Source organism: Flavobacteriales bacterium (assembly GCA_020635855.1).
Classification (GTDB): domain Bacteria; phylum Bacteroidota; class Bacteroidia; order JACJYZ01; family JACJYZ01; genus JACJYZ01.
Window position 1 is genome coordinate 844,019 of the sequence record JACJYZ010000002.1, and the last position, 13,557, is coordinate 857,575.

Sequence of the window (13,557 nt, forward strand, 5' to 3'; positions counted from 1 at the left end):
CAAACTGATGCATGAACTTGCATGTGTAAGGAACGGCGGTGATTTTGTTGTTGGATGTTCGTTTATTGTTGTTCGAGACGGTAGTAGGTAGAAGTTTGCGGGAAGGGGAATAGTTGGGTGGTCAATAGTCAATGGCCTGCCCGCCCGTAACAGCGTGGAGGCGGGTCAATGGGGGCGGATGTCATTGACGCGACCGGAGGGAGCCATTGACAGCGCAGCGCACTGACACGACCGGAGGGAGTAACTGCCGTGAAACTCGCGACTTCACTTTATCAGCCCTTCCAACTCAGCAAGCTTCTCCCCCTCCATCTTCCCTGTAAACGTCTTCACCAGCTTCCCCGACCTGTCATACACGAACGTGCGCGGGTATACGCGTGAAAGGCCTTTGTTGAAGTCGTAGGCGTGGGACGGATCCACCTGGATGAAATCAAATGCAGTGCGTGACAGGAAGTTCTTCACCTTCTCCGGGTCTTCTGCGGATACGGCCAGGAACACCACGCGGTCGTCGGACGCGTATGCGTTTTTCAGCTGGTTCAATGCGGGAATCTCGGCCACACACGGCGGACACCACGTGGCCCACAGGTTCACCACCACCACTTTGTTTGAGATGGAGGCATGGGGGAGGATTGAGCCATCCAGCAGTTGGAGGTCACCACCCGGCAGGTCTTTCTTCGCCACATACCGGAAGTAGAAGAAGGATGCCCCGGCGATGCCGATGAGAAAGATGTACCATCTGAGTTTGCTCATGGGGGAGTTGTAAATGGTAAAGAGGTAAGGAAGTAAGGAGGTAAGGAGGTAAGGAGGTAAGGAAGTAAGGAGGGAAGGGGGTAAGGGGGTGAAATGGTAAAAGGTTGCAAAGGAGGAATGGATGGTTGGGAGTGGTTTTTAGCAGGTTAATGTGTGGTCAAAAGAAAGGAAAAGATACCATTTGTTTGCTTGATGTTTTGTGTTTTCAAAGCCACATACTACTTCCCCTTCCTTTATTTACCTCTTTACTTCCTTACCCCCTTACTCCCTTACTCCCTTACTCCCTTACTCCCTTACCCCCTTACTCCCCTCAAACAAACAGCTGCTTCGCCTCATTCCGTACGATCTGCAGCGCAATCCTCGTCGGGAGCTCCTCCAGCTCGTCGCCCAGTTGGAAGATGGCCTTGCTCAGGTCGAGCCCGTTGCCTTTGTCGCTCACCTGGGTGGAAGCAAGGTTGATCAGCTTGATGGTTTCTTCCTTCGCGCGTTGCGTAGCACTCCAGGCCTTGGCCGATACATATACCTGCTGGGTGATGTTGTGCTCGAACTCGCTCCGCACCGCCGCCAGCAGCTCGCTGTGCAGTTGTTTGGCCGTCTTCACCGTGTTGCCATGCACACGCAGCACCATGCTGTCCGGACTGATCCTTTCCAGGAACAGCACCAGTCGCTCATAGGCCTGCATGCGTGCGGGCAGGGTGATTGATGAGTTGGCCTGCCTGACCTCCATCGCTTTCTTGCGGCTTTCGTTGTCGAGGAAGTTCTTCAGGGTATAATAGGCGGTCAGGAACACGACCGCTGCGGGTAAGATCAACTTCAGGATTTCGAACAGGGAATTGATGGCAGTCATACACCAGGCTGATTTTGTTGAATTGCTAAATATCGGAATTTTTTGTCAGCTGCAGCGGGAGGGAGTGCAGAACGATCGGACAGAATGTGTAGCTTTGCGTGTTGTTTTTCATACCCAAATAAAACCATGGAAAGATTAGCGAAAAGGATGCAAGCGCTTTCGGAGTCGCAAACCATTGCGATGGCCCGTAAAGCAAGAGAATTGTCAGGCCAGGGCGTAGACGTGATCAGCCTCAGCCTGGGTGAACCCGACTTCAACACACCTGAGGTCGTGAAGGAAGCCGCACGAAAGGCCATCGAAGAGAACTTCACCTTCTACACCCACGTTTCCGGTTACCAGGAACTGCGTGAAGCCATCGCCCGTAAGTTGAAACGCGACAACAACCTCGACTTCAAAGCCACCCAGATCGTGGTGTCCACCGGCGCCAAGCAATCCATCGCCAACGCCGTGCTCGCCCTCGTGGATCCGGGAGACGAAGTCATCATCCCCGCCCCATACTGGGTCAGCTACCTCGAGATCGTGAAGCTCGCCGAAGGCAAACCTGTGATCATTGAGGCCGGACTCGACAACGATTTCAAGGTGACCGCCGAGCAAATCAAAAAGGCCATCACCCCCAAAACCCGCCTTATCATGTTCAGCTCGCCGTGCAACCCCACCGGCAGCCTGTACTCGAAAGAAGAACTCAAGGCCATCGCCGATGTGCTCGCGGACTATCCCGAGATCTACATCATGAGCGATGAGATCTATGAATACATCAACTTCGTTGGTAAACACGAGTCGATCGCTCAGTTCGAAAACGTGCGCGACCGCGTGATCATCATCAACGGATGCTCCAAAGGTTATTCCATGACCGGATGGCGCCTCGGCTACATGGCCGCCCCCGAATGGATCGCCAAAGCCTGCGACAAGATGCAGGGACAGATCACATCCGGTACCTGCTCCATCGGACAGAAAGCCGCACACCGTGCGGTGGAAATGGACCCGAAAGAGGTGAAGGAGATGGTGGATACCTTCCGCAAACGCCGCGACATCGTACTTGACATGATTGCAAAAATCCCGGGCATGAAGGTGAACAACCCCCAGGGTGCGTTCTACGTGTTCCCGGATGTGTCCGCTTTCTACGGCAAGTCGGCGAACGGCAAGAAGATCAACGACGGCAACGACCTCTGCATGTACCTCCTGGAAGAAGCCCACGTGGCCGCTGTTCCCGGCGAAGCATTCGGTACGCCTGACTACATCCGTCTGTCATATGCTACTTCCGACGAACGTCTGAAGGAAGCCTTCACCCGTGTAAAAGACGCCCTGGCCAAGCTCGCGTGAGTCAGAAACGTTTTCCAGGATTCACATCGCCGGAAGCGCTCTTCCGTGCACTGGCCGACCAGTCGGTGCTGATCGTGGGAGACGTGATGGTGGATGCCTACTGGTGGGGCAAGGTGAACCGCATTTCACCCGAAGCGCCCGTGCCCGTGGTGGCCATTACCCATAAGGAACACCGCCTCGGAGGTGCCGCCAACGTGGCCAGGAACCTCCAGGCCATCGGTGCCAAAGCCATGGTGGCTGCCGTGGTAGGTGATGATGACGGAGGCAGGATCTGCCGCGGACTTTTTAAAAAAGCAGGTTTGGATGATGCCCTCCTCGTGGACGTACCCAACCGGCCTACGACCATCAAGTCCAGGATCATCGGCAACCACCACCAGATGCTGCGCGTGGATGAGGAGACCGTGACACCGCTCGATACCGATGCCGAAGAAAAGGTGTGGCTGGCGATCCGCAACTGCATGGCAAGCGGAGAAGTGAAGGCGGTGCTGCTGGAGGATTACGACAAAGGACTCCTCACGCCCGGCCTGATCGACCGCATCATTGCCTTCGGAAAGGAAAAAGGAATTCCCGTTACGGTGGATCCCAAACGAAACCAGTTCCAGGTATATAAGGAAGCAACCCTGTTCAAACCCAACCTGCGCGAAATGGCGGAAGGCACCGGCAAAGACCTGTCGGGCCACGACCTGAAAGGCCTGCAGGAAACCATGGAGGCGTTCCGCAAGGAGAAGGGACATGAAGTACTCATGGTGACCCTCGCCGAACAAGGCGTGGTGGTGCTTTCGGAAGATGGCTTCCGCCATATCCCTGCCGTGAAACGCGACATAGCCGATGTGTCCGGCGCCGGTGATACAGTGATCGGACTGGCCACATTGGGCATTTCCGCAGGACTCGCACCCGAAGATGCGGCGTTCCTCGCCAACCTGGGCGGCGGACTCGTATGTGAAAGCGTGGGCGTGGTTACCGTGCCGATGGAAAGGCTTAAGGCCGAAGTTGAAAAGTTTTGGTAGGATGAAGCGTGTGCTGATCGGGGATTGGCTACCTTTATCCGTCACGTCTGGCCTATGACCTATCAGTCATTCCGTGAAAAGGTAAATCTTCGCATTTACTACTCCAGAGACCGCGTACTGCTGTTGCTGCGCTGGTCCAGTTTCATGGTGGCCATTGCTGCCCTATCTACCCTGATTTATTCCTATGGGTTTCCGCTGGATGCCCAATCGCGGGACCTCCCCTTGTGGATCATCAGATGCAGCCTCGGGTTTTATGTGTTGCACTACGCCCTGCGTATCATCTACACCTTTGATGTGCCGGCCTTCCTGCGGGAGTCGTGGCTGGAGGGCGTATTGATGATATGGATTGTGGTGGATGGCACCAGCTCGTACCTGTTCAACTTCCCTTTGGTGGAAGTGATGTTCGCCAAGTTCGGTTTTCACAATGTGCGCCCGCTGTACCTCGTGTTCGTGCAGGTGTACCTCCTGCTGATCGTGGGGATCGAGTTGAACAAAACCACCTTCGTGCTGTTTTTCGAACGCGCCGGTCCGGTGCGCATCCTCATTATTTCCTACCTGTTCTGGATCGGTCTGGGTGCCGGACTGCTGATGTTGCCCGAGTGTGGAGTGGGAGCAGTGGCGCTGAATGCGAACAAGGCCCTTTTTACATCCATGAGTGCCGTTACCCTGTGCGGACTTACCGTGGTGGACATCGCCGCAACGCTGACCTTCAAAGGGCAGTTGGTGTTGTTGTTTTTGATGCAGATAGGCTTGATCAATATCCTGGTGTTCGCCACCTACATGAGCAGCCAGTTTTCTTCCGGGTCGGGGATCCGGAAACAGGCCCTGGTGGAAGACTTCCAGAGCGCAGACAGGCTGTTCAGTAAAGAAGGTGTCTTGAGGCAGATCTTCGGTATCTGCCTGCTCATCGAGGTGCTTGGCACCATCGGCATCTACATGCTGTGGCCGAAAGAAATGGTCTTTGCCACGGTGGGTGACAAATTGTACAGTTCCTTTTTTCATGCGGTCTCCGCATTTTCAAATACAGGGTTCAGTCTGTATACCGGCGGCATACGAAATCCGCTGTTGGAAACATCGTATGTACTGCACCTGATGATTGCCATCTTGGTGTTCCTGGGTGGGCTTGGGTACCTGCCGCTTCTTGATCTGTTCGGCATATCCAACCTAAGAACGCGGTTGAGGCTGCCATGGAAACGTGTCGCCATCAATACCCGCATTGCATTGTACAGCGCCATCTTCATGGCCATCGCCGGTGGTGTGTTGTTCTTCCTGCTCGAAAAGGAAAACTCCCTGGTGGGTCGCAATTATTCGGAGGCAGGGATCTCGGCCCTGTTCATGGCCATCAACCGGTCATGTGCTTTTTCTACTGTCGACTTTTCCAAAGCTTCCCAGTCGGTGGTGATGCTGATGCTGTTCCTGATGTTCGTCGGTGGTGCTTCCGGATCCGTGGCGGGTGGCGTCAAAACATCCACCTTCACCGCCATCCTCCTTTCGGCTACGGCCACCATCCGCGGCAAGAAAGATGTGCAGTTCGAACGGCATGTGCTATCGTTCGATATCTTCAGCCGCTCCTTTTCCATCGTAATCTTCATGGTGGGCGCCATTGTGATGGGTGCGTTCATCCTGTGCCTGACCGACCCGAACTGGCGCGTGCTTCAGTTGCTGATGGCGGAGATGTCGGCCATCACCCTTTCCGGTCAGAGTGGTACGCCGGTGTCGGAAATGTCGGCGATCGGCCAGGCCGTGCTCATGGCATCCATGATCGTGGGAAGGGTTGGACTGCTGCTACTGCTGAATGCTTTGGGTAGAAAGCAAGGTGGCCAGCGTTTTCACTATCCCCGGGCGCAGATCATGGTCGGCTGAGGCAGGGAAGGCAGAATGTGTATCTTTGCGCCTGAACATTCAAACGCCGGCCGGATTTGCATTCAGAAACCACACTCGACAAGAAGAAGGAAGTTATTTCCGGGATGTTCGATAGCATCTCGCCCAGGTACGATTTTCTGAACCATGTGCTCTCCATGGGCATCGACATCCGCTGGCGCAACAAAGCTTTGAAGCACCTGAAGCCAGTGGCGCCGAAACAGATCCTGGATGTGGCCACTGGTACGGGCGACTTCGCCATACAGGCGCTGGACCTGCATCCCGATAAGGTGACCGGCATCGATATCTCCAACGGGATGCTGGAAGTGGGAAGGGAAAAGATCAACAAAAAAGGATTGTCGGACCGCATTGAATTGCTGGAAGGCGATTCCGAAAATATCCCCTTTGACAGCAATACTTTCGACGCGGTCACCGTTGCTTTTGGCGTGAGGAACTTCGAACATCTCGACAAAGGATTGGCTGATATCCACCGCGTATTGAAACCGGGCGGAAGGGCTGTGGTGCTTGAATTTTCAAATCCCACCACCTTCCCGGTCAAACAACTCTACCGGTTTTATTCCTCAACCATCCTGCCCTGGGTCGGTAAAAAGATTTCCAAACACGATGCTGCCTATGCATACCTGCCGGAATCGGTCAGGGCTTTCCCCGAAGGCGACCGTTTTCTGGATGTGATGCGCAGCGTGGGATTCTCAAAAGTGAACTGCGTTCGTCTTTCATTCGGCATCGCTTCCATTTATACCGGAGATAAATAAGGTTTGAACCGCATCCGACATACGGCGCTTGCCATGTTATGCCTCGTGTGCCTCTGTGTAAGCGTGCAGGCACAGAAGCAAACCGTTAAATTCCTGTCGACTTATGACAACCAGCAGTTGCATTTCGGTTTTCTGCTCGGAATCAACAGTGCCAATTTCATCGTCAAAACTTCACCCGACATTGCCAGTCTGGATTCGGTGCTATCGGTAGAGCCATATGCGCAGTCGGGATTTTCCCTCGGCATCGTTTCCGATCTTCGGATGAACCAGCACATGAACCTGCGGTTTCTGCCCACACTTTCTTTTGCCGAACGCGGACTTACATACAGGGTTCGTTCCACCAAGCAAAATGCCATCATTGAGCAGAAGAAAAATGTGGAAAGTACATTCCTGATGTTTCCGTTCAATGTCAAATACCGCGCAGCCAGGCTGAATAACTACCGTGTGTACCTGGTGGCGGGTGCCACTTATATGCTTGACCTGGCATCACAGGAAGGTGCCGACCAGAACCTGAAGCCCGAAGAAATATTTGTGAGGATCCACAAAAGTGACCTGTTGTTTGAAGTGGGCATGGGCATCGACTTCTACCTTGAATTTTTCAAATTCACCCCTGAAATCAAAATGGGTTTCGGGATTCCCGATCTGCTGGTACACGAAGACCAGATTTACTCGCAGGCCATTCGTGTGCTGCGGTCCAAGATGGTGATGTTCACTTTCTATTTCGAGTAAGTCGGTGGAATTCGGCGGCAAGGATGCTGCCGGCCATGGCTACATTCAGGCTTTCCGTTCCACGGGTTCCGCCGGGAATTCGTAATGAACCAGTGGCCTCTTTTGCGAGTTCCGGTTTCAATCCATGAGATTCACTGCCCAGGAGAATGAGGCCTGGCGCGATGTCCTGCCGGTCAAACAGGTTGTCGCCATCCAGGGTGGTGGCCCAGATGGGACTATGGCTTTCACGAAAGAGTTTCATCAAAGGTTGCAGGTCCATATAAAAAACCGGCACCCGGAAGACGGAACCCATGGTTGACTGAACTGTTTTGGGATTGAACAGATCGGCACAGTCGGGCGAGCAGATCATGCAGGGATGCCCGAACCAGTCGGCTGTACGCACCAGTGTGCCCAGGTTGCCGGGGTCACGGATGCCGTCACATATGAAAGCGGTGCGCCCGCGTATCATCTCCGGTGAAAAATCGGTCTGGGGAATTTCTGCCACTGCAACGATGCCGGGCGGTGTGCTCAATGCAGAGACGGTGGCGAGTTGGTCGGATGTGGCGGTATGGAAAAAGGGTTGTTCTGGCCCCATGGTGGCAAGGATTTCTTCCGATCCTGCTATCAGCTTGAGGGGAACACCCGAGGCCAGTGCTTCTGCCACGGCCTTGTGTCCTTCCACCATGAAGCAGGCAGATGCTGCCCGTCCCTTCTTGGTATGGAGGGAACGGATCCATTTGATTTGTGCTTTGCTGAGCGATTTCATTGATGTAATCTCCTTGTGGTATGGCGCTTGCGGTGAATATAGTAAATTTGCGTCGCGCTGATGACAACCCTGCCCAACCAAATATCTTTCCGGCGATTCGCATGGATGCCGATCCTGTTGCTGACGCTGGCAGGGTGCAGCATTACCAGGCATTTGCCCGAAGGCAGTTCATTGCTTGTGAAAAATCAAGTAACCGTGGAAGGCGCTCCGGAAATCGATAAGGAGGCGCTGCAATCCCTTATCAAGCAAAAGCCGAACCGAAAGATCCTGGGGTTGTTTCGGTTTCACCTGGCCGTTTACCAGGCTGCCGGATCAAAGAAGGAAACCAAGATGAGAAAGTTCATGCGGAACACCATCGGGGAAGAACCGGTGCTGCTCGATAGCATGTTAACCGAACGTACCTCCCGGCAACTGCAGCTGTACATGCGAAGCAAAGGTTTCTTCAATGCCGAAGTGAAAGACACGGTGACCTTCAGAAAAAGGCATATGCAAAGGAAGCAGCGCCGGAAATCGTTGGTGCATTATATGGTTACGGCCGGTAAGCCGTACACCATTCGCAATGTGATGTATGATATCGCGGATCCGGTGTTGAAAGGCATCGTGGCAGGTGAGAGGGAGTCGCGAACGCTGTTGAAAACAGGCAACCGGTACGACGTGGATGTGTTGCATGCGGAAAGGAAGTGGATCAATGCTGAACTCAGGAATCGGGGCTACTATACCATCGCCCAGGATTATATTTATTTTAAGGTGGACAGTACGGTGGGCAACCGCCAGGTGGATCTGTTCCTCGGGATCAAAGACTTCACCCGCAAATCGGGCGATTCCCTTGTAACGGTTTTTCACCATCCCTATACCATCGGGAATATATTTGTGTACCCCCGGTACAAGCTGCTGCAGCAAGGTCAGGTAAATCCTGATACGACGTATACCCAACAGGCGGACTTCCTGCATACCGGCCCGATGGAGTTCAAACCGGAGGCCCTTCTTCGCTGCATCTTCCTTGAAAAGGGTTCCCTTTATCAGGAAAAGAATTCTGACAATACCTACCGCCGGTTGGCTTCTTTGGGGCAATTCAAGTTTGTGGATGTGGCGTTCGTTCCCGCAGCCGACAGCGGCTATGTGCTGAACAGCTTCATTCGCCTGACGCCGTCGCCCCTGCAATCGGTTTCTTTGGAAACGGAAGGAACCCACTCGGGCGGCAACCTGGGCATCGCCGGCAACCTGGTGTACCGCCACCGGAACGCCTTCCACGGGGCCGAGATCCTGGAGGTGAAGTTCAAAGGCGCGCTCGAAGCGCAGAAGTCGCTGAACCTGCAGAACGACAGCATTACGCGCGACAAGTCGCCTTTCAATACGGTGGAGTTCGGGCCGGAAGTGACCCTGCAGATCCCCAAATTTTTGGTGCCATTCAGGTACGAGCATGTTTCGCAATACTTCAACCCCCGCACCACCATACAGGTGTCGTACTTCTTCCAGCGCCGTGCCGATTACCTCCGCCGCATCGGAAAAGTGGCGCTGGGTTATAAATGGAGGGAGTCGTCCACAAAAACCCATATACTCACGCCGGTGGATTTCAACTATGTGAAAGTACACCTTGAACCCGCCGCACTCGAAGTGCTGGAAAGCCGCCAGAACATTTTCCTGCTGAACAGCTACCAGGACCACCTTACCCTCGGAAGTAGCTACAGCTTCATCTTCAACAACCAGGAAAAGTCCGATGCCCGCCATTTCTCATTTTTCAGGGCCGATGCGAAGATCGCCGGGAACATACTTCGGGGAATCTATAACCTCGGAAGCAGCGTGGATACCGGTGATGGTTATACATTGCTCGGGGTGCGGTTCGCACAGTATGCCCGCATGCACCTGGACTACCGGCATTATTTTACCCTGCGCCACGATGACCAACTGGTGCTTCGGCTGAGCGGGGGAGTGGGCGCTCCGTATGGCAACCTGATGGTGTTGCCGTTGGAAGAAAGCTTTTTCGGAGGCGGCGCCAACGGCATGCGTGCCTGGAAGGTGCGTTCGCTGGGACCCGGTAGCTACAGCGGTATCAGTAACTTCGACCAGACAGGTGATATCCGCATAGAAGCCAATGCAGAGTATAGGTTCGGGATCATCAAGTCGTTAAAAGGAGCCCTCTTCGCCGATGCGGGCAACATCTGGCTGATGCGGAAAGATGATGCCCGTCCGGGAGGCGAATTCACCGGCTCATTCTACAAAGACCTCGCACTTGGCATTGGAACCGGCCTCCGGTTCGATTTTACCTTCTTCATCATCCGCCTCGACATGGGCCTGAAAACCATTGATCCGGCTTTTGATTACGGAGAACGGTTCACGCTGCAACGCCTGTTCGACCGCACGTGGAAAGACAACTACTTTAATTCGAACGGGCAACGCTATCCTTTCGCGAATGTGAATTTGGGGATCGGATATCCGTTTTAAGAGTTGCGAGTTTCAAGTTGCGAGTCTCAAGTTTCAAGTTTCAAGTCTCAAGTTGGTAGCATCCATTCAATTGGAGCATTGTGCCCGGTAGTTTTTCAATGGGGACAGACCATTCTCGGGCCGTATATCAACTCTTAACTCGCGACTTGAGACTCTCTACCTGCCTTTCGGTCGTGTAAATGGTCATTGCTCCCGCTGGTCGGGTCAATACGCGGCGCTGTCAAAGGCTTCCTTCGGTCGCGTCAATGAAACCCGGGTCCCATTAACTATTAACTATTAACTATTAACTATTGACTATTGACTATTGACCATTGACCATTATTAATGCCCATTGACTACTAACGACTTACGACTTACGACTCACGACCCAATTGCGATCAGGCGATATTTTTTTAGCTTTGCCTGTTATTCTTAAATACCCATTGCATGTCACTTAAAAAGATTGAAGCGCTGTTGGGCGATCAGGCAGACTCTCTCCTGAACCACAAGTGTGAAACCATTGATAAGAAAATGCTTCATCAGCCGGGCCCTGATTTTATCGACAGGGTCTTCTCACTGACACAGCGGAACAACCAAACGGTGCGGAACCTTTCCGCCCTGTATCAGCATGGTCGCCTGGCACATACCGGTTACCTATCCATCCTTCCGGTGGATCAGGGTATTGAGCATTCAGCCGGGGCGTCTTTTGCTCCGAATCCCATTTATTTTGATCCTGAGAATATCGTGAAGCTGGCCATTGAAGGTGGTTGCAATGCCGTGGCATCTACCTATGGTGTACTCGCTTCTGTATCCAGAAAATATGCGCACAAGATTCCGTTCATCGTTAAGATCAACCACAACGAACTGCTGACCTACCCCAATAAGTACGATCAGGTGATGTTCGGTACCGTTGAGGAAGCATGGAACCTGGGCGCTGTAGCCGTAGGCGCCACCATCTACTTCGGTTCAGAAGAGTCATCCCGCCAGATCGTGGAAGTGGCCCAGGCATTCGAACGTGCCCATGAGCTGGGAATGGCCACTGTGCTATGGTGCTACCTGCGCAACAGCGGGTTCAAGGTGGACGGGGTGGATTACCACACCGCTGCCGATATCACCGGCCAGGCAAACCACCTGGGTGTGACCATTCAGGCAGACATCATTAAACAGAAATTGCCCACCAACAATGGTGGATTCAATGCCATTAAATTTGGCAAAACGCATCCGAAAGTATACGACCAACTGACTTCTCCGCATCCGATCGACCTGTGTCGCTACCAGGTGGCTAATTGCTACATGGGCCGTGCCGGTCTGATCAATTCGGGTGGAGAATCCAAAGGGGCCTCCGATATGTCCGAAGCCGTACAAACCGCTGTGATCAATAAGCGAGCGGGTGGCCAGGGACTGATTTCCGGAAGAAAGGCCTTTCAAAAACCCATGAAGGAAGGAGTGGAACTGCTCCAGGCCATTCAGGACGTGTATCTTTCTGCGGATATTGATCTGGCATAATTCAGATCAAAACCTATAGTAGAGTTATATGGGTTGGTTTAAAAGAATCAAGGAGGGAATAACTACGTCCACCCGGGAAAAGAAAGAAACCCCGGAAGGTCTGTGGTACAAATGCCCGTCGTGCAAAGAAATTGTTCCCAAGCAAGACCATGAGGATAACCAGTATGTGTGTACCTCATGCAACTACCATCAACGCATCGGCCCCGCCGAGTACTTCAAGATCCTGTTCGACAAGAACAAGTTCGAAGAACTCGATCCATATATGGAAGCCGCCGATCCCCTCCATTTCGAGGACACCAAGAAGTACACCGACCGGTTGGTGCAGTCGCAGAAGAAGACAAATGCACACGATGCCATCATGTCGGCCTTCGGCAAGATCGAACGGCACAATGTGGTGATAGCCTGCATGAACTTCGACTTCATAGGTGGTTCCATGGGCGCTGTGGTAGGGGAGAAGATTGCCCGGGCAATTGACTTCGCCATTGCGAGGAAGGCACCGTTCCTGATGATCTCCAAGTCGGGTGGCGCCCGCATGATGGAAGCTGCCTTTTCCCTGATGCAAATGGCCAAGACCGCTGCCAGGCTTGGGGTGCTGGCGCAAAAGCGCATCCCTTACATTTCGCTGCTCACCGATCCGACCACCGGGGGTGTAACCGCATCTTTTGCCATGCTGGGCGACCTTAACATCGCTGAACCGGGTGCCCTCATCGGCTTCGCCGGTCCGCGTGTGGTGAAGGAAACAATAGGGAAGGATTTACCGGAAGGATTTCAAACCGCAGAGTTCGTGCTCGAACACGGCTTCCTCGATAGCATTGTGGACCGTCGCGAACTGAAAAGCAAGATCTCGTTGATGATCCGCCATTTCAAAGGCTGAGCCCCTTATTGCATCGGTAAGTTGAACTCGATGCCCGCCATAAAACGTGGCGTTTCGGGAATGTTTCTGTTTGCCTTGAACAGGTCTGACATCCGGTATTCTGCGAAGATCACAACAAATTGAAAGCCCAGCTTGCTGAATAGTCCGTACTGCAAGGTCTCATGCAGCCCTTCCCTGGAAACCACGGTTTTGATACGCGTGCCGTCCGGCATGTCGTCGATGGTTTTGTGGTTGGCGCCCAGCACACAGTTACCGTATCCGCCCAGGTCGATGTAGTTGCCCAGGATGTTTCCGCGTCTGGGAGAAAGGGAAATCCGGAAGAATGCATTTGAGGTGAGCAGGTGGAACCGCATCTTCTCGCTGCTGTGGCGAACCGTATCCGGTATCGCTTTGTTATCGGTTTGCTTGATGGCGAATACATCGTATGCGTAGCCCAGGCTGATGCCCGTTGCCAGCAGCTGGTTGATCCTGAGTTTATACGTGTAGCCAAGGCGCGACTGGATGCTGGATGCGCCATTGATGCGTCCGTTCTTTTCCGCCTGACCGCCATGTGAACCGAAGCCCACATATTCAAACACAAAGTGCCTCCGGTTGGGGCCGTACATATCCGGAACCGTATCGCCCGCAACATCTTCTTCCATCAATACTGCCTGTCCGTAAGCCTGCATGAGCCAGCCCGGTAACAGGATCAATATGCATATCACAACACTTCTCATCTGCAGAACTTC

12 protein-coding genes are annotated in these 13,557 nt (G+C 53.3%); 8 read left to right on the forward strand and 4 right to left on the reverse strand.

Going from position 1 to position 13,557, the window contains the following annotated elements; all coding sequences use genetic code 11:
• Positions 1–264: 264 nt before the first annotated feature.
• Together H6585_03520 and H6585_03525 are read right to left on the reverse strand one after the other, a co-directional pair.
• The gene (locus H6585_03520; GenBank protein MCB9447397.1) at positions 265–747 is read right to left on the reverse strand and encodes a TlpA family protein disulfide reductase; all 483 of its coding nucleotides are present in this window, start codon (positions 745–747) and stop codon (positions 265–267) included.
• A 310-nt stretch (positions 748–1,057) separates the two neighbouring features.
• Positions 1,058–1,594 (reverse strand): hypothetical protein, encoded by a 537-nt coding sequence (locus H6585_03525; protein MCB9447398.1) that lies wholly within the window; start codon positions 1,592–1,594, stop codon positions 1,058–1,060.
• 126 nt (positions 1,595–1,720) lie between these two features.
• Between H6585_03525 and H6585_03530 the strand changes: the two genes are divergently transcribed.
• From H6585_03530 to H6585_03550, 5 genes are all read left to right on the forward strand, one after another.
• The gene (locus H6585_03530) at positions 1,721–2,914 is read left to right on the forward strand and encodes a pyridoxal phosphate-dependent aminotransferase (GenBank protein MCB9447399.1); all 1,194 of its coding nucleotides are present in this window, start codon (positions 1,721–1,723) and stop codon (positions 2,912–2,914) included.
• Positions 2,911–3,921, forward strand: a complete 1,011-nt coding sequence (locus H6585_03535) for a D-glycero-beta-D-manno-heptose-7-phosphate kinase (GenBank protein ID MCB9447400.1) — start codon at positions 2,911–2,913, stop codon at positions 3,919–3,921. Before H6585_03530 ends, H6585_03535 begins: the two co-directional genes overlap by 4 nt.
• Positions 3,922–3,975: 54 nt before the next feature.
• Positions 3,976–5,784, forward strand: a complete 1,809-nt coding sequence (locus H6585_03540; protein ID MCB9447401.1) for a hypothetical protein — start codon at positions 3,976–3,978, stop codon at positions 5,782–5,784.
• A 104-nt stretch (positions 5,785–5,888) separates the two neighbouring features.
• Positions 5,889–6,554 carry a bifunctional demethylmenaquinone methyltransferase/2-methoxy-6-polyprenyl-1,4-benzoquinol methylase UbiE gene (ubiE, locus tag H6585_03545; GenBank protein MCB9447402.1) on the forward strand — a complete coding sequence of 222 codons (666 nt, stop codon included), beginning with the start codon at positions 5,889–5,891 and terminating at the stop codon, positions 6,552–6,554.
• 3 nt (positions 6,555–6,557) lie between these two features.
• Positions 6,558–7,283 carry a PorT family protein gene (locus H6585_03550; protein MCB9447403.1) on the forward strand — a complete coding sequence of 242 codons (726 nt, stop codon included), beginning with the start codon at positions 6,558–6,560 and terminating at the stop codon, positions 7,281–7,283.
• Here H6585_03550 and H6585_03555 read toward each other — a convergent pair.
• The gene (locus tag H6585_03555) at positions 7,264–8,028 is read right to left on the reverse strand and encodes an RNA methyltransferase (protein MCB9447404.1); all 765 of its coding nucleotides are present in this window, start codon (positions 8,026–8,028) and stop codon (positions 7,264–7,266) included. The two genes, H6585_03550 and H6585_03555, sit on opposite strands and share 20 nt — an antisense overlap.
• Before the next feature lie 60 nt (positions 8,029–8,088).
• Between H6585_03555 and H6585_03560 the strand changes: the two genes are divergently transcribed.
• The 3 genes from H6585_03560 (at position 8,089) to H6585_03570 (ending at position 12,829) form a co-directional block, all read left to right on the forward strand.
• Positions 8,089–10,470 carry a BamA/TamA family outer membrane protein gene (locus tag H6585_03560; GenBank protein MCB9447405.1) on the forward strand — a complete coding sequence of 794 codons (2,382 nt, stop codon included), beginning with the start codon at positions 8,089–8,091 and terminating at the stop codon, positions 10,468–10,470.
• A 426-nt stretch (positions 10,471–10,896) separates the two neighbouring features.
• Positions 10,897–11,955 (forward strand): class I fructose-bisphosphate aldolase, encoded by a 1,059-nt coding sequence (locus H6585_03565; GenBank protein ID MCB9447406.1) that lies wholly within the window; start codon positions 10,897–10,899, stop codon positions 11,953–11,955.
• A 28-nt stretch (positions 11,956–11,983) separates the two neighbouring features.
• The gene (locus tag H6585_03570) at positions 11,984–12,829 is read left to right on the forward strand and encodes an acetyl-CoA carboxylase carboxyltransferase subunit beta (GenBank protein ID MCB9447407.1); all 846 of its coding nucleotides are present in this window, start codon (positions 11,984–11,986) and stop codon (positions 12,827–12,829) included.
• 5 nt (positions 12,830–12,834) lie between these two features.
• Here the strand turns inward: H6585_03570 and H6585_03575 are convergent, their stop codons facing one another.
• Complete coding sequence (locus tag H6585_03575) at positions 12,835–13,545, reverse strand: hypothetical protein (protein MCB9447408.1); 711 nt, start codon at positions 13,543–13,545, stop codon at positions 12,835–12,837.
• Positions 13,546–13,557: the final 12 nt, after the last annotated feature.